The 16,121-nt window shown below is 61.8% G+C and carries 16 protein-coding genes; 6 read left to right on the top strand and 10 right to left on the bottom strand.

Translation table 11 applies throughout. From position 1 onward, the window contains the following. Positions 1-113: 113 nt before the first annotated feature. From KPHS_14020 to KPHS_14050, 4 genes are read left to right on the top strand one after another with little or no spacing between them, the layout of a single operon-like run. Positions 114-965, top strand: coding sequence for an amino acid ABC transporter substrate-binding protein (locus tag KPHS_14020; RefSeq protein ID YP_005225702.1), 852 nt, complete (start codon positions 114-116; stop codon positions 963-965). 47 nt (positions 966-1,012) lie between these two features. After that, positions 1,013-1,654 (top strand): putative binding-protein-dependent transport systems inner membrane component, encoded by a 642-nt coding sequence (locus tag KPHS_14030; RefSeq protein YP_005225703.1) that lies wholly within the window; start codon positions 1,013-1,015, stop codon positions 1,652-1,654. A gap of 14 nt (positions 1,655-1,668) precedes the next feature. After that, positions 1,669-2,334, top strand: a complete 666-nt coding sequence (locus KPHS_14040; RefSeq protein YP_005225704.1) for a putative binding-protein-dependent transport systems inner membrane component — start codon at positions 1,669-1,671, stop codon at positions 2,332-2,334. After that, positions 2,327-3,088, top strand: coding sequence for a putative ABC transporter (locus KPHS_14050; protein YP_005225705.1), 762 nt, complete (start codon positions 2,327-2,329; stop codon positions 3,086-3,088). Before KPHS_14040 ends, KPHS_14050 begins: the two co-directional genes overlap by 8 nt. 53 nt (positions 3,089-3,141) lie before the next feature. Here the strand turns inward: KPHS_14050 and KPHS_14060 are convergent, their stop codons facing one another. Continuing rightward, positions 3,142-3,906 (bottom strand): putative oxidoreductase, encoded by a 765-nt coding sequence (locus KPHS_14060; RefSeq protein ID YP_005225706.1) that lies wholly within the window; start codon positions 3,904-3,906, stop codon positions 3,142-3,144. 180 nt (positions 3,907-4,086) lie between these two features. Here KPHS_14060 and KPHS_14070 point away from each other — a divergent pair, with 180 nt between their 5' ends. After that, positions 4,087-5,424, top strand: a complete 1,338-nt coding sequence (locus KPHS_14070) for an aspartate aminotransferase family protein (RefSeq protein YP_005225707.1) — start codon at positions 4,087-4,089, stop codon at positions 5,422-5,424. A gap of 452 nt (positions 5,425-5,876) precedes the next feature. Here the strand turns inward: KPHS_14070 and KPHS_14080 are convergent, their stop codons facing one another. From KPHS_14080 to KPHS_14130, 6 genes are all read right to left on the bottom strand, one after another. Next, positions 5,877-6,014 (bottom strand): hypothetical protein, encoded by a 138-nt coding sequence (locus KPHS_14080; RefSeq protein YP_005225708.1) that lies wholly within the window; start codon positions 6,012-6,014, stop codon positions 5,877-5,879. 145 nt (positions 6,015-6,159) lie between these two features. Then, the gene (locus KPHS_14090) at positions 6,160-6,864 is read right to left on the bottom strand and encodes a peptide/opine/nickel ABC superfamily ATP binding cassette transporter, ABC protein (RefSeq protein ID YP_005225709.1); all 705 of its coding nucleotides are present in this window, start codon (positions 6,862-6,864) and stop codon (positions 6,160-6,162) included. Then, positions 6,851-7,687 carry a putative ABC transport system oligopeptide translocator gene (locus KPHS_14100; protein ID YP_005225710.1) on the bottom strand — a complete coding sequence of 279 codons (837 nt, stop codon included), beginning with the start codon at positions 7,685-7,687 and terminating at the stop codon, positions 6,851-6,853. The genes KPHS_14090 and KPHS_14100 overlap by 14 nt, the downstream gene beginning before the upstream one ends. After that, positions 7,680-8,513: a putative ABC transport system permease gene (locus KPHS_14110; protein ID YP_005225711.1), complete on the bottom strand. Its 834-nt coding sequence runs from the start codon at positions 8,511-8,513 to the stop codon at positions 7,680-7,682. Before KPHS_14110 ends, KPHS_14100 begins: the two co-directional genes overlap by 8 nt. Further along, a complete protein-coding gene (locus tag KPHS_14120) occupies positions 8,513-9,535 on the bottom strand; it encodes a putative ABC transporter permease (protein YP_005225712.1) in 1,023 nt (340 codons plus the stop codon). Before KPHS_14120 ends, KPHS_14110 begins: the two co-directional genes overlap by 1 nt. Positions 9,536-9,654: 119 nt before the next feature. Then, positions 9,655-11,223 carry a putative ABC transport system periplasmic dipeptide binding component gene (locus KPHS_14130; RefSeq protein YP_005225713.1) on the bottom strand — a complete coding sequence of 523 codons (1,569 nt, stop codon included), beginning with the start codon at positions 11,221-11,223 and terminating at the stop codon, positions 9,655-9,657. Positions 11,224-11,428: 205 nt separating this feature from the next. On the opposite strand from KPHS_14130, the gene KPHS_14140 reads away from it, so the two are divergent. Then, a complete protein-coding gene (locus KPHS_14140; protein ID YP_005225714.1) occupies positions 11,429-12,124 on the top strand; it encodes a putative GCN5-related N-acetyltransferase in 696 nt (231 codons plus the stop codon). Positions 12,125-12,244: 120 nt separating this feature from the next. On the opposite strand, the gene KPHS_14150 is transcribed toward KPHS_14140, so the two are convergent. Genes KPHS_14150 through KPHS_14170 form a run of 3 tightly spaced genes read right to left on the bottom strand, consistent with a single transcriptional unit; the run spans position 12,245 to position 15,996 of the window. Further along, positions 12,245-13,909 carry a choline dehydrogenase gene (locus tag KPHS_14150; protein ID YP_005225715.1) on the bottom strand — a complete coding sequence of 555 codons (1,665 nt, stop codon included), beginning with the start codon at positions 13,907-13,909 and terminating at the stop codon, positions 12,245-12,247. A gap of 13 nt (positions 13,910-13,922) precedes the next feature. Further along, positions 13,923-15,395, bottom strand: a complete 1,473-nt coding sequence (locus KPHS_14160) for an NAD+-dependent betaine aldehyde dehydrogenase (protein YP_005225716.1) — start codon at positions 15,393-15,395, stop codon at positions 13,923-13,925. A gap of 13 nt (positions 15,396-15,408) precedes the next feature. Continuing rightward, positions 15,409-15,996 (bottom strand): transcriptional regulator BetI, encoded by a 588-nt coding sequence (locus KPHS_14170; protein ID YP_005225717.1) that lies wholly within the window; start codon positions 15,994-15,996, stop codon positions 15,409-15,411. Between the last annotated feature and the right edge of the window lie 125 nt (positions 15,997-16,121).

Consider the following 16,121-nt stretch of genomic DNA (forward strand, 5'->3'; position numbering starts at 1 on the left):
CATTAAAAACGTATTCAGCCGCCGTGGACCGGAACGTCCCCGGCCACTATTTTGCAGAAACCTTTTCGCGTTCTGGAATGAACCCGTCTGGCCAATCCATCAGGGGTGAAATAATGAAAAAATCATTGGCATCAATGTGTCTGAGCGCTGTATTAACGGTCGCTTTTTCTTATCACGCCGTCGCGGCCGATCTTCCGGAAATAGAAAAGTCCGGCACCCTGAAAGTGGCGACGGAAGATGATTATGCGCCGTTTAACTTTATGAATAATGGCCAGGCTGATGGCTTTAACAAAGATATGCTTGAGGAATTACGTAAGTACGCCAAATTCCATGTCGACCAGAGCATATTACCGTGGACCGGATTATTAGCGGCTGTCTCCACCGGGCAATACGATATGGCCTTAACCGGGGCGGTTATTACCGATGAGCGGCTGAAGGTCTTTGATTTCACCCCACCGTGGGCCTCCGCACAGCACTATTTCGTCAAACGCGCTGGCGATACCTCGCTAAATACCATTGCCGATCTCAGCGGCAAAAAAGTGGGGTTACAGGCCGGGAGCGCGCTGCTGGCGCGTTTGCCGGAGCTGAAGGCGATGCTGGAGAAGACCGGCGGCAAGCTGGGACCGGTGGTGGAGTATCCCTCCTATCCGGAAGCCTACGCCGACCTGGCGAACAAGCGACTGGATTACGTGATTAACGTGGTGATCTCGGTAAACGACCTGGCGAAAGCCAAACCGAAGGTCTTCGCCAAAGGGCTGGCCGTCTCCGGACCGGGGTATATGGCGTGGCCGATCCCGAAAAACTCGCCGCAGCTGCTGGCCTATATGACCAAGTTTATGAACCACATGAAGGAGACCGGCAAGCTCGCCGAGCTGCAGAAAAAATGGTTCGGCGAAACCTATGACAACCTGCCGACCGAGGCGATCACCAGCCCGGAACAGTTTCACAAACTCGCCGGACTGTAATATTCCGCGGCGGGCGACCGCCGCCTGTTGTTGAGAAGGAGGGCCTCATGGATGCAATTTCCTGGCAGTTATTAATCGAAGGCGCATGGACGACCCTCTGGATTTCGGCCATCGCTATCGCCTTCGGGGTGGTGGCTGGCCTGCTGATCGCCCTGGTACGGATGCTGCGCCTGCCGGTGATCGACCAGCTGCTGGTGGTCTATATCAGTCTGGCCCGTGCGACGCCGCTGGTGACGCTGGTGCTATTTCTGTTCCTTTCCTTGCCCACGATGGGCATTAACCTCGACAAGAACGTGGCCGCCATCGTGGCGCTGACGCTTAACACGTCGGCGTTTAACGCTGAGATCTGGCGCAATGCCTTCCGCACCTTTCCGCGCGAACAGCGGGAGGCGGCGGAGTCGGTAGGGATGCGCCGCTGGACCTACTTCCGCTACATCATGCTGCCGCAGATGTGGATCGAGAGCCTGCCGGCGCTGGTCAATGAGATGTCCTTTTTGATCAAAGGTAGCCCCGCGATCGCCGTGATTGGCGTGGTGGATCTCACCCGGGTCACCAACCGTATCTCCTCGGTCACCTACGAGCCGCTGTCGCCGATCCTCGCCGCCGGCCTGCTGTATGTGGCGATCATCGGCTGTTTGTTGAAGCTGCAGGGTATCGCGGAACGTAAAGCCAGGCGTCTGGCGCGCTAGGAACGGGAGGCATTATGAATCAGTGGGGCGTTATCTGGTCGGTTCGCGATAGCTTTATTGCCGGGTTATTCGCGACCCTCGAACTGTTTATTACCGCCGCCCTGGCGGCGCTGATTATCGGTATTGCGCTGTGTTATTTTAGCGAATATCAAAAGAAAGTGATTAACCGGATTATTATTGGTTTCGTCAGCCTGATGCGCGCGATCCCTTTTTTGATCCTCGCTTATCTTCTGTATTACGGACTGCCGCAGCTCGGTATTAGCATGGAGCCGTGGACCGCCGGTTTACTGGCCCTGATTATTTATCATGGCGCCTATTTCTTTGAAATATTGCGCAGCCAGCGGCGGGTATTTTCCGGCGGATATATTGAAGCGGCGATTGCTCAGGGCTTTTCTCGCTATGCCATTTTTCGGCGGATTATTTTACCCAATATCGTCTCTTCCGCCTTACCGCTGATCGGCAATCAGCTGATTATTTGCCTGAAGGACACCGCTTTCCTGAGCATTATTACCGTTCAGGAGATCACCGCCGCCGCCAACAGCGTCCAGGCGACCTATTTTATTCCGTTTAACGCCTTTATCGTCGCCATTGGGCTTTACTGGGCGATCAGCATTCTGCTGGAGCTGCTGATTAAGCGCCTGACCGCCTGGGGAGCCAAAAGAGGAATGAGCCATGCCTGAGTCTATTGCCGTAAGCGTCAAAAACGTCTCCAAACAGTTCGATAATGTGGAAGTCCTGCGGGATATTAACCTGACGGTGGAGAAGGGGACCGTGGTGAGTATTCTCGGCTCGTCCGGGTCGGGAAAATCCACCCTGCTGCGCTGTATGAACTGGCTGGAACAGCCGGACCGCGGTGAAATTCATATCGGCGGTCAGCGGCTGGGGATTGATGAACAGCGCGGCCGGGCGATGTCGCACCGCCAGCTGGCCAAAATCCGCGAGCGGGTGGGGATGGTCTTTCAGAGTTTTAACCTGTGGCCGCACCTGACCGTGCAGCAGAACGTCAGCGAGGCGCTGCTGCGCGTTAAGGGCATGAAACGAGACGAGGCGAAGGCCATGGCCATGCAGCAGCTGGAGAAAGTCGGCATGGCGCACAAAGCCGATGTCTACCCGATCACTCTCTCCGGCGGGCAGAAGCAGCGGGTGGCGATCGCCCGTTCGCTGGCGATGTCGCCGGAAGTTATCCTCTTCGATGAACCGACCTCGGCGCTGGATCCGGAGCTGGTTAATGAGGTGTTGGGGGTAATGAAAGCCCTTGCCGCCGAGGGCTACACCATGGTGGTGGTGACCCACGAGATGGATTTTGCCCGCCAGGTGTCCAATGAGGTGGTGTTTCTGGAGAAGGGACTGCTGATTGAGAAGGCGCCGCCGGAGAAGTTCTTCACTCAGCCTGACTCCGAACGCGTCAGGCAGTTTCTGCAAAGCAGCCGTTAGTCCGGCCTGCATCCCCTGCCGGTATCGCCGACAGGGGATGCGTCGGGTTTCGCTTAATCCCGGTCGATAGCGAACGGCTGCCACGCCTGACGCACCGGCATCACCTCCACCCGGTTAATGTTCATATGCGCCGGCAGCGTGGCGATATAAAACATCTGCTCGGCGATATCGCTCGCGCTCAGCGGCGTGGTGCCGCGATAGAGCTTATCCGATGCCGCCTGGTCGCCTTTGGTTCGCACCAGGGTAAATTCGGTCTCGGCAATCCCCGGCGCCAGATCGGTGACCCGCACGCCGGTGCCAAGCAGATCGCAGCGCAGGTTATAGCTGAACTGCTTCACAAACGCCTTGCTGGCGCCATACACATGGCTGCCGGGATAGGGCCACTGCCCGGCGATCGAGCCGATATTGATAATACTCGCCCCGGCGCCATGGCGGATCAGCGTCGGCAGCAGGGCGTGAGTGACTGTCACCAGACCGGTGACGTTGGTGTCGATCATCGTTTTCCAGTCCTCCAGCGCCACCTCCTGCGCCGGCAGCGGCGACAGCGCCAGCCCGGCGTTGTTGATCAGGGTGGTGATATCGGCGAAATCGGCGGGCAGCGACGCCACGGCGGCAGCCACCGCCTCGCTGTCACGAACGTCAAGCTCAATAATATGCACCGGCACCCTGGCGGCGAGTCTGTCCTGCAAGGCCTTCAGTCGCGGATAGCGGCGCCCGCTCAGCACCAGCGACCAGCCCGCGTCGGCAAACACCTGCGCTGCCGCTTCGCCAAAACCCGAGGTCGCCCCGGTGATAAACACTACGTTGCTCGTTGCCATCTCATTCTCCTGTGCGGTTGTCCCTTCACTATAAAAACGCCGGACGACAAGGCACAGGGCCAGACGACGGGCGGGGATGTGACACCGTGTCACATCGTTATGCGCGCACTGGCTCTATCCGATTTGCGCGGCCAAGGCCAATGATGAAGCCAACCACTACGACATGAGAGAGGGCAGGGTATGAAGCTGGCAATTCACAACGAGGTCGCGGTAAGCAATGACGAAGTTCGGCAATTAGATCGCGCCTATGTGTTTCATTCATGGTCGATGCAGGGCAATCTCAACCCGCTGGTCATCGCCGGGGCGCAAGGCTGCGAGCTATGGGATTATGAGGGGAACACCTGGCTCGATTTCAGCAGCCAGCTGGTGAACGTCAACATTGGCTATCAGCACCCCCGGGTACTGGCGGCCATGAAGGCGCAGCTGGAGACCCTGGTCACCATCGCGCCCGCCACCGCCAACCTTGCCCGCGGAGAAGCGGCGAAGCGCATCGTCGACCTGGCGCCGGCGGGCTTCAGTAAGGTGTTCTTCACTAACGCCGGGGCGGATGCCAATGAGAACGCGATTCGCATGGCGCGGCTCTATACCGGGCGCGACAAGGTGCTGTCGGCCTATCGTTCCTATCATGGCAACACCGGCAGCGCGATCGCCGCTACCGGCGACTGGCGCCGGGTGCCGAATGAGTTCTCCCGCGGCCACGTTCACTTCTTCAACCCCTACCTTTACCGCAGCGAGTTCAACGCCGCGACTGAGGAAGAGGAGTGCCAGCGCGCGCTGGCGCATCTGCGGCGGATCATTGAATGCGAGGGGCCGACGGCCATCGCGGCGATCCTGCTGGAGTCCATCCCCGGCACCGCCGGGATCCTCGTGCCGCCGGCAGGCTATATGCAGAGCGTGCGCGCCCTGGCCGACGAGTTTGGCATCGTGCTGATCCTCGATGAGGTGATGGCCGGCTTTGGCCGCACCGGCAGCTGGTTCGCCTTCGAGCAGGATGGCGTGGTGCCGGATCTGGTGACCTTTGCCAAGGGGGTTAACGCCGGCTACGTGCCGGCGGGCGGGGTGCTGATTAGCGAGCCGATTGCCCGCTACTTTGACGACCACTTCTTTGCCGGGGGGCTGACCTACTCCGGCCATCCGCTGGCGATGGCGGCGATTGTCGCCACCATCGACGCGATGAAAGAGGAGAAGGTGGTTGAGAACGCGGCCTCTATCGGCAACGAGGTGCTGCGCCCCGGTCTCGAGGCGCTGGCGGAGAAGCACGCCATTATCGGCGAGGTGCGCGGTCGCGGCCTGTTCCAGGCGCTGGAGCTGGTGAGCAGCCGTGAACAAAAAACGCCGCTGACCGCCGCCGACATGGCCGCGATCAAAGGGGCCCTGACCGAAGCCGGGCTGCTGGCCTTTGTGGTGGAGAACCGCATTCACGTGGTGCCGCCGTGCACCATTACTGCTGAGCAGGTGGCGCAAGGGCTGGCGATTTTTGATGCGGTCTTCGCTCGCTTTGCCAGTCTGGCGAAGTAGGGGAGGGGGCCGGATACTGTTGCCCGGCGGCGCGCTTGCCGGGCCTACGGGGTGTGAGCCTGTGAGTGGATCCTGTAGGCCGGGTAAGGCGCAGCCGCCACCCGGCGAAATCAAGGATACCGTGCCTGATATCTTGCCCGGCGGCGCTGCGCTTGCACGGGCTTAAACGCCAGCCGGACGGTTCCCTCTCCCTCCGGGAGAGGGCCAGGGTGAGGGGAAGCACTGCAGTGTGGTTGTTTATGTTATCGGTGGCTTCAGCGTAGTTTGCGCTCCCGGTTAATCGCCTGCGTTATGTCACTCCTGGCGCAGGGAGCGGCACAGGGGGCGGCCAGTCGCCGCCGCCCCCTGTACCCCCGGGCTCCGGCCAGCAACATCGCCGCTGCGCGGTGCCTTCGACTTATCCCTGCAGGCTTCGGGTCGGGCCGAGGCAGCGTCCGTGCAAAACACGGCCCTCAGCCCGCATCCATGCGGGCTGCCCCGGCCTTCCGGGAACGTCTCAGCGATGTTGAGGCCGCCAGCCCCGGCAGTTTCAGCAGCCCCAGCGCCAGTGGTGATTTGGGGCTGTAGGCCGGGTAAGGCGCAGCCGCCACCCGGCGAAATCAAGGATACCGTGCCTGATATCTTGCCCGGCGGCGCTGCGCTTGCACGGGCCTACGGGGTGTGAGCCTGTGAGTGGATCCTGTAGGTCGGATAAGCGAAGCGCCACCCGACAAAACAACCGCGCATCCGCTGGCCTCACCTCATCCGGTGCTCTCCGTTGACCAACGCTTCGCGATCGAAAAAGCGCTGGATCACGCCCTCCGCCATAAACGCCGCCCGATCGGACATATGGGCGATGACGTCGGCATCGTGGCTGACCAGCAGATAGGTCATGCCGTGCTCCTGTTTCAGGTGATTAAGCAAATTGAGAATTTCCGCCTGCACCGACATATCCAGCGCCGAGGTCGGCTCATCCAGCAGCAGGATCTGCGGGCGCAGCAGCAGGGCGCGGGCAATGGCCACGCGCTGCCGTTGCCCGCCGGAGAGCTGGTGTGGATAGCGGCGGACGGCGTCGGCGGCCAGCCCCACCTGCTCAAGGGCGGTGGTTACTCGCGGGGCAACGTCGCGGATGCCGTGGATCTGCAGCGGCTCCGCCAGGGTGCGCCACAGGGTATGGTTGGGATGCAGCGAGGCGTACGGATCCTGAAACACCATCTGCACGTTGCGCCGCAGATCGCCCTGAAAGCGGGCGCCCGGCATAATGGCCTGGCCGAGCAGATCCACGCTGCCGCGCCATTCGCGCTGCAATCCGGCCAGCACGCGCAAAATCGTCGATTTGCCGCAGCCCGAGGCGCCGATCAGGCTGAAGGTTTCCCCGGCGTCGACACGGAAACTGGCGGCGGAGACCGCCGTCTTCGCGCCGAATGTAACCTGTAAATCCTGAAGATTAACGATCGCCATGGGCTGTCTCCGTAAAGTCCTGGGTTCTGTCGAGGGTCGGCAGCATCTGGCCGTAGGTATGCGCACTTGGCCGGCAGGTCCACAGGGTGCGGGTGTAAGGGTGCGTCGCGCTCGGCAGCGCCCGCGCCGGCATCTCGTCGACCTGTCTTCCCTGGTACATCACCAGCACGCGATCGCAATGCGCGGCTACCAGCGGTAGATCGTGGCTGATCAGTAACATGGCCATCTGCCGCTGCGCGCACTGCTCCACCAGCAGCTCGAGGATCTGGTTGCGCAGGCGGGCGTCGAGGGCCGAAGTTGGCTCGTCGGCTATCAGCACCTTCGGGTTATTGAGCAGCGCGAGGGCGATCATCACCCGCTGTCCCATCCCGCCGGAGAGTTCGCCGGGATAGCGGCTGAGGACCGGCAGATCCAGACCGACGGCGGCGATGGCGTCTTTGACCGCCTCGGCGCGCGCGCGGCGGCTCAGACGCTGATGCAGGGTTAACGCCTCTTCCAGCTGCGTCTGAATGGACTGCACCGGATTCAGCGCATAGCGCGGATCCTGCAGCACCATGGCGATATCGTTGCCGCGCAGTTCGCGCCAGCCGCGAGCGCTGAGGGTCAGCACATCGCGCCCCAGCACCTCCAGCCGTTCGGCGCTCACCACCCCGGGCTTGCGCACCAGGCCCATCAGCGCCCGGGCGGTCATCGATTTGCCGGAGCCAGATTCGCCCACCAGCGCCAGCCGCTCGTTGCCGAGGGTGAAGCTGACGTTGTCCACCACCCGGGCGGTGGGATAGTCGACGGCGAGTCCCTGGACGGTCAGTCGGATGTCAGTCATGTTGCGGCTCCAGAATATCGCGCAGGCCATCGCCCAGCAGGTTAAACGCCAGGCTGGCGAGCAGGATCGCCGCGCCGGGGATGGCGGCGATCCACCATTGGTCGAAAATCACCTGCATCCCGTCGGCAATCATCGCTCCCCACTCCGCCATCGGCGGGCGGGCGCCCAGGCCGAGAAAACCGAGCCCGGCGGCGGCAAGGATAATACCCGCCAGATCGAGCGCCAGCCGAACAATCGCCGACGGCAGACACAGCGGCAGAATATGGCCGATCAGCAGCCGCCCGCCGCGGATGCCCAGCATCTCCGCCGCGGCGAGGTAGTCGCTATGGCGCAGGCGCTGAATTTCGCTGCGCGCCTGACGGGCGTAGGCCGGCCAGGTGGTCAGGGCTAACGCCAGCGCGCCATTGACCAGCCCCGGGCCGAGCATCGCCACGAACGCGAAGGCGAGGATCAGGCGCGGCATCGACATCACCACGTCGGTAAAGCGCATCAGTATCCGCTCCAGCCACCCGCCATAGTAACCGGAGAGGATACCTACCAGCAGCCCGACGGGCAGGGTAATGGCGGTCACCAGCGCCACCAGACCCAGCGCCGGGCGGGCGCCGTAGAGCAAGCGCGACAGCAGGTCGCGGCCGTAGCTGTCTGTGCCGAGCCAGTGTCCCGCCCCGGGCCCCTGCAGACGAGCGGCGGCATCCTGCCAGTTGGGATCGTGCGGCGCCAGCCACGGGGCAAACAGCGCGGTCAGTACCAGCAGGATCACCAGGGTCAGGCCGCTGAAGGCGGCGGGTGAGCGGCGCAGACGGCGTAAAAACAGATAAGTCGGCATCAGCGCACCCTCGGATCGGTTAACCGTACCAGCAGATCGGTCAGGTTATTGATCAGCACAAAACTCACGCCGATCAGCAGCGTGCCGCCCATGATCGCCGTGGTATCCCCGGCGAACAGCGCCGTGGTGAGATAGCGGCCGATCCCCGGCCACGAGAAGACGGTTTCGGTGAGCACCGCCCCTTCGAGCATGGAGGTCCAGGCGAGAGCGGTCACCGTCAGCAGAGTGCCGCGGATATTGGGCAGGACGTGGCGCAGCAGAATCGTCATCTCTCCGGCCCCTTTGGCCCGCGCCAGCAGAATGTACTCTTTGTTCATCTCGCTCAGGCAGGCGGAGCGGGTCAGGCGGGTGATGCTCGCCAGCGAGTAATAGGCCAGCACCAGCACCGGCAGCGCCAGATGGCCGATCGCATTTTTAAACGCCGCGGTATCGCCGGAGAGCCAGGTGTCGATCAGCGCAAAACCGCTGCGTGGCTCGACGGTGTACTGATAAATATCGTCGAGGCGACCCGGGCCCAGCGCCCACTGCAGCCGGGCGTAAAACAGGGCCAGCATCAGCAGGCCGAGCCAGAAAATGGGCACCGAGTTGCCCAACAGGGTAAAGGTGCGAACCGCCAGATCCCACGGCGAACCGGCGTAACGGGCGCACAGCACCCCGGCGACGATGCCCAGTACCGCGCCGACGATCAGCGCCAGGGTCGCCAGCTCAAGGGTCGCCGGAAAGACCGCCAGCAGGTCGTGGAGCACCGGCTGGCCGGTAGCGCTGGCGATGCCAAGATCGCCATGGGCCAGGTTGACCAGGTAGTGCCAGAACTGCACCGGCAGCGGCTGGTCGAGACCCAGCTGATGGCGAACCTGGTCATAGGTCGACTGGCTGGCATGGTCGCCGACGATCTGCAGTACGCGGTCGACGGGCGACAGCGCGGAGAGCGAGAAGGTGACCAGCAACAGCCCGAACAGCGTGAGCAGCAGCGTAAACAGCCCCTGCAGCAGGCGGGTAAGGTGAGTGGAAAACGATGGCATGGAGAATGGAAATTCCTGGTATATCAGCATTGTACCCGGCGGCGCGATGCCGACCGGGCCCGGGTGAGGAGTCGGTCATCCGGGCAGACAAGGCCGCCGTACCCGGTGACAAAACCCGCTTACTTGGTCACGTTATCGTACCAGACCATGTCGGCGTTCAGTCCCTGCTGATAGCCCTTCACGTTGTCACGCACCACGATCTGGGTTTTCCCCTGGTCAATAAAGACGTACGGCGAATGCTGGAGCAGGGTTTCCTGCATCGTTTTGTACAGGTCGAGGCGTTTCGCCGGGTCCGGCTCCGCCACCGCGGCGAGGGTGGCTTTATTCAGCTCAGGGATCTGCCAGCCGTTGAGCCCGGCCACGGTGCTGGATTTACCATCGTTCCAGGCAAAGGCGCTGGCATTGGAGTGGGCATCAAAGTAGTCTGGGATCCACAGGCGGATCGCCGCCTGGTGCTGCTTCGCGCGCACCCGGGCATAGACCTGGCTGCCGGCGGCGGGTAGCAGATCCACCTTCACCCCGCCCTGGGCAAAGCTGGCCTGCAGCGATTGGGCGATGGTGATAAAGGGCGGTTTGTTCTCCACATCGAGGGTGAAGTGGGCATCCTTAATGCCCGCTTTATCAAGGATAGCCTTAGCTTTTTGCGGGTCAAAGGTGAACGGATTAGTCTCCAGCGCCCCCGGCAGGCCGGCCGGCAGGAAGCTTTGGTGAATAAAGTACTGGCCTTTCAGCAGATTTTTGGTGATGCCCTCATAATCAACCAGCCAGCGCGCCGCCTCCCAGAAGGCCGGGTTATTGAGCAGCGGGTTGGCGCTGTTGGCGGTATTAAACACCAGGTAGTTCTGCTCGGCGGACGGGATGCTCAGCACCTTCACGCCGGGTTTATCCTGCAGAGCGGCAATCTGGTCAGCGCCGAGATCGCGCGCCACGTCGGCATCGCCCTGCTGGATCAGCAGGCGGCGGGAAGCCGGGTCGGGGACGTTTTTAATAATGATGCTCTTGATCTTCGGCGCGCCGGTTGGGGAGCTGGCGTTGGCCTCCAGCACGATGGCCTGATGCGGCTGGTAGACGCGCATTTTATAGGCCCCGCTGCCCGCCGAGTGCATCTTCAGCCAGTCGTTGCCGAAGTCGTTATTTTTCGCGTTCGGCGCCACCTGTTTTTCATCCACGATAGAGGCGATGGGGGTGGAGAGAATATTCAGCGCCACCGCCGGGCTGACGTCGGCGGTCCAGTGCAGCGTCAGGGTATGGTCATCAACCTTTTTCAGCTGGCTGGCGATGTTGTCCGGCTGCCAGCCGAGCACGTTGAGAATAAACGCCGGCGATTTATTCAGCGTCACCGCGCGGGTGTAAGAGAAAATCACATCTTCCGGGCGCAGCGGATTACCGGAGGCGAATTTGGCATCCGGCTTCAGTTTAATGGTCAGGGTTTTCGCCGCCGGATCGGCCTGCCAGCTTTCGGCGAGGATCGGTACGATTTTTTCAGGGTTGTTGCGGTCCGGCTGCACCAGACGCTGATAGAGGCTGGGGACCGTCTGAATGCTGGAGAGTTCGTTAGCTTCCGCCGGGTCGAGGCTGACGATATCGTCGAGACCCTGGGCGACCACCAGCGTGTTGGGCGGCGTGGCGGCATGCGCGGCGGCGGAGAACGCCGATAGTAGCAGTAAAGGCAACAGTTTTTTGGTCATGTGCAATCCCTGAAGAATGGTTATTTTATTGTTTTATGCCTCGCTACGTTAGGCCGCTTGCCATAAGGCGTAAAGTCAAAATAAGGATATCCTTATGCTAAAAACGCATATTCAAGAACGACAGGTTATTGCCGGTCGCGCAGAAGCGCCTTTCTCCGCTGCGGGGTTCTTGCTATAACGCATTGTCTATTGCGAGGAGGTGGGTGTGCCGGAAATTAATGAGTATGGCCAGCAGGTGAACGACCTGGTCCCTGGCTGGCAGGGGGCGCAAGTCCTGCGGCGGACGGCGTTAAATGGCCGTTTTTGCCGCCTGGAGCCGCTGGACGTTGACCGTCATGCGGCGGATCTGTTTGCCGCCTATGCGCTCGGCGACAACAGCGACTGGACGTGGCTGGCGTCTACGCGGCCGGAGAGCGTGGCGGCGACCGCCCACTGGATCGCGGGCAAGGTGAATGATGATGCCCTGGTGCCGTATGCGGTGGTTGACCTGCGTAGCGAGCAGGCGGTGGGCATCGTCAGCTATATGGCGATCGAGCGGGAAATGGGCACGGTTGAGATCGGCCATGTCACCTGGTCGCGACGGATGAAAAACACCCCGCTGGGTACCGAAGCGGTCTGGCTGCTGCTCAAAAACGGCTTTGACCATGGCTATCGTCGGCTGGAGTGGAAATGCGATTCGATGAATGTCGCCTCGCGCCGCGCCGCCGAGCGGCTGGGCTTTAGCTGGGAAGGACGTCTGCGGCAGAGGCTGGTGCGTAAAGGGCGGACGCGCGACAGCGATATGCTGTCCATCATCGACGGCGAGTGGCCTGCGCGCGATGCGGCGCTGCGGGCGTGGCTGGCGGCGGAGAACTTTACTGCCGACGGTCAGCAGATTAAGCGCCTGGAGGCGTTTCGCTAACATCAACCTATGGGGTCAAAACCCGGAACGGCACCCCGGTCGCGCTGCGCTTACCGGGGCTACGTTACATCGCCTCAGGGTAGGCCGGGCAAGGCGTAGTCGCCGCCCGGCATTGACCTGTTAGCGGCGAACCGGCGCGTCGCCAGCGACATAATACGTCGCGGTGCTGCGCGGCAGCGGCTGGCGGCCGCGAATGGCGTCGGCCATCTTCTCGCCGATCATAATGGTGGTGGCGTTGAGGTTGCCGGTGATGATCTGCGGCATGATCGAGGCGTCGACCACCCGCAATCCTTCCAGACCGTGGACGCGGCCCTCGCCATCGACCACCGCCATCTCGTCGTAACCCATCTTACAGGTCCCGCACGGGTGGAACGCGGTCTCGGCGTGGTTGCGCACAAACTCATCCAGTTCGGCATCGCTCTGGCATTCTATTCCCGGACTGATTTCGCGGCCGCGATACTTATCCAGCGCCGGCTGGTTCATGATCTCCCGGGTAATGCGGATGGCGTCGCGGAACTCCTGCCAGTCCTGCTCATGGGACATATAGTTAAACAGGATCGCCGGATGGGCGTGCGGGTCGCGCGACTTCAGGCGCACGTGGCCGCGGCTGGGCGAACGCATCGAGCCGACGTGGCACTGGAAGCCGTGCTCTTTCACCGCGTTGGAGCCATTGTAGTTAATCGCCACCGGCAGGAAGTGGTACTGAATGTTCGGCCAGGCGAATTCTGCGCGGCTGCGGATAAAACCGCCCGCTTCGAACTGGTTGCTGGCGCCGATGCCGGTGCCGCCGAACAGCCACTCGGCGCCGATCTTCGGCTGGTTCCACCACTGTAGCGCCGGGTAGAGCGATACCGGCTCTTTGCACTCGTACTGCAGATACATCTCCAGATGGTCCTGCAGGTTCTCACCCACGCCGGGGAGATCGTGCACCACCGGGATATCGAACTGCCTGAGCAGCTCCGGGTTACCCACGCCGGAGCGCTGCAGGATCTGCGGCGAGGCAATCGCCCCGGCGCACAGCAGCACCTCTTTGTTGGCCGTCGCTTTTGACGGGATCGTGCTCTCTCCCTCCAGCCACTCGACGCCCACCGCGCGCTTGCCGGCAAAAATAATGTGATCGGTCAGCGCATGGGTGCGGATGGTCAGGTTCGGGCGACCGCGCGCCTGGTCGAGATAGCCGCGGGCGGTGCTGGCGCGACGGCCCTGCGGCGTCACGGTGCGGTCCATCGGGCCAAAGCCTTCCTGCTGGTAGCCGTTGAGATCGTCGGTACGCGGATAGCCCGCCTGCACCCCGGCTTCAACCATCGCCTCGAAGAGCGGATTATTGCCCGGCTTCGGCGTCGTCACGCTCACCGGGCCATCGCCGCCGTGGTAGTCGTTAGGCCCGATATCGCGGGTTTCCGCTTTCCGGTAGTAGGGCAGGCAGTCGAGATAGCTCCAGTGTTCCAGACCCGGCTCTTTGGCCCAGTTGTCCAGATCCATCGCGTTACCGCGAATGTAGCACATGCCGTTGATCAGCGAGGAGCCGCCGAGCCCTTTGCCGCGTCCGCACTCCATGCGGCGATTGTTCATGTACGGCTCCGGTTCGGTTTCGTAGGCCCAGTTGTAGCGCTTGCCCTGCAGCGGATAAGCCAGCGCGGCGGGCATCTGGGTGCGGAAATCGAACCGGTAGTCAGGGCCGCCGGCTTCCAGCAGCAGGACGGTGGTGTTTGGATCTTCAGTCAGTCGTGTTGCCAGAACGTTGCCGGCGGAGCCGGCACCAATAATGATGTAGTCAAATTGCAAAAAAACCTCCCGGTTAAAATATGGACTGGAATTTACCCATCTCAACCTGGATGGACTTCACCTGGGTGTAACTCTGCAGCGTCATCACGCCGTTCTCGCGGCCAATGCCGGAGTGTTTGTAGCCGCCAACCGGCATTTCCGCCGGGGATTCCCCCCAGCTGTTGATCCAGCAGATGCCGGCTTCCAGCTGGTGGATAATTCGGTGAGCGCGGTTGAGGTTGGGCGTCACCACGCCGGCGGCGAGGCCGTATTCGGTGGCGTTGGCGCGGCGAATGACCTCCGCTTCGTCGGCATAGCTGAGGATCGACATCACCGGGCCGAAGATCTCTTCGCGCACGATGGTCATCTCGTCGCTGCAATCGGTAAACACCGTCGGGGCGACCCACGCGCCGTTATCGAAACCGTCGCCTTTCAGCGCCTCGCCGCCGCACAGCAGGCGCGCGCCTTCGCGTTTGCCGCTCTCGATATAGCGCAGAACGTTGTCGCGATGGGGGAAGCTGACCAGCGGGCCGAAGTTGGTGTCATCGGCAAACAGATCGCCGGGGCGGATGCGGGCCACCCGCTCGAGGATCTTGTGCTCGAATTCCGCCTTCTGTTTCGCCGGGACAAACACCCGGGTGCCGTTGGTGCACACCTGACCGGAGCTGTAGAAGTTGGCCATCATGGCAATATCGGCGGCGAGGTCGAGGTCGGCATCATCGGCGATAATCAGCGGCGATTTGCCGCCCAGCTCCATGGTGACCTCTTTCAGTGATGAAGCGGCCGAGTTGGCCATCACTTTTTTGCCGCTGGCGACGCCGCCGGTGAAGGAGATTTTGGCGATGTCCGGATGCTCGGTCAGATACTGGCCGGTTTCCGCGCCGATCCCTGGCAGGACGTTAAACACCCCGTCCGGCAGGCCCGCTTCGCTGTAAATTTCCGCCAGCTTGAGGGCGGTCAGCGGGGTGACTTCGCTCGGTTTGAAAATCATCGCATTGCCAGCGGCCAGCGCTGGCGCCGATTTCCACAGGGCGATCTGGATCGGGTAGTTCCACGCGCCGATCCCGGCTACCACCCCCAGCGGTTCGCGACGGGTGTAGACGAAGGAACTGTCGCGCAGCGGGATCTGGCTGCCTTCCAGCGCCGGGATCAATCCGGCGTAATATTCCAGCACGTCGGCGCCGGTGACGATATCAACGGCGGCGGTTTCGCTGAGGGGTTTCCCGGTATCCAGGGTCTCCAGTCGCGCCAGCTCGTCGTTGCGCTGGCGCAGAAGGTCGACGGCGCGACGCAGGATGCGCGAGCGTTCCATGGCGGTCATCGCCGCCCAGATTTTTTGCCCACGCTGCGCGCTCTCGACGGCGCGGTCGACATCCTCGCGTCCGGCAGCCTGAACGGTCGCCAGCACCTCGCCAGTGGCAGGGTTGATGGTCTCGAAGGTGCGACCGCTGGTGGCCGATGTATAACCACCATTAATATAAAGCTGCTGTTCTGCCATTCGGGACATAACGCCTCCTCGGTTATGGGTTCGGTAAATGCTGACGAATAAAGTGGCTGGTCAGCGACTGCGCCAGCGTTTTATCCAGCGGTTTGCCGCTGAGCGCCGCCCGCAGCCACAGGCCGTCTATCAGCGCCGCCAGCCCGTAGCCGGCCTCCTGCGCCTGCTCGCGCGGCAGCTCGCGGCGGAATTCGTACACCAGATTCGACAGCAGGCGACGGCTGCTGACCTGCTGTAACCGATAAAGCATCGGCTGGTGCATGCTGCTGGCCCAAAAGGCCAGCCAGGCCTTCATCGCCGCGCTGCTGATCTGCGTCTCATCAAAGTTGCCGCCGACAATCGCCTGCAGGCGCTGGCTGGCGCTGCCGTCCGGCAGAGCGTGCAGACGGTTGAGCACCGCGTCGCGCAGCTGGCTGGTGATGTCGCGCATGGTCGCCTCCAGCAGACCATTTTTGTCTTTGAAATAGTGACTGATGATCCCCGTCGATACGCCCGCCCGCCGGGCAATCTGCGCGATGGTCGCGTCGTGCATTCCGACTTCATTTATTGCGTCCAGCGTGGCGTCGATCAGCTGCCTGCGCCGGATCGGCTGCATCCCCAGTTTGGGCATTTTTGCCACTCCATTCATCAGCGTTGGTTAACTATTAAAGCGGTTTTTGATTGGACGTTCAATATAAAATGTGTCTTAATTGTTGCGGATTTGGATTTTAATAGTTACAAAAACAGTGGGGATAC

It is taken from the genome of Klebsiella pneumoniae subsp. pneumoniae HS11286, from assembly GCF_000240185.1.
GTDB lineage: Bacteria > Pseudomonadota > Gammaproteobacteria > Enterobacterales > Enterobacteriaceae > Klebsiella > Klebsiella pneumoniae.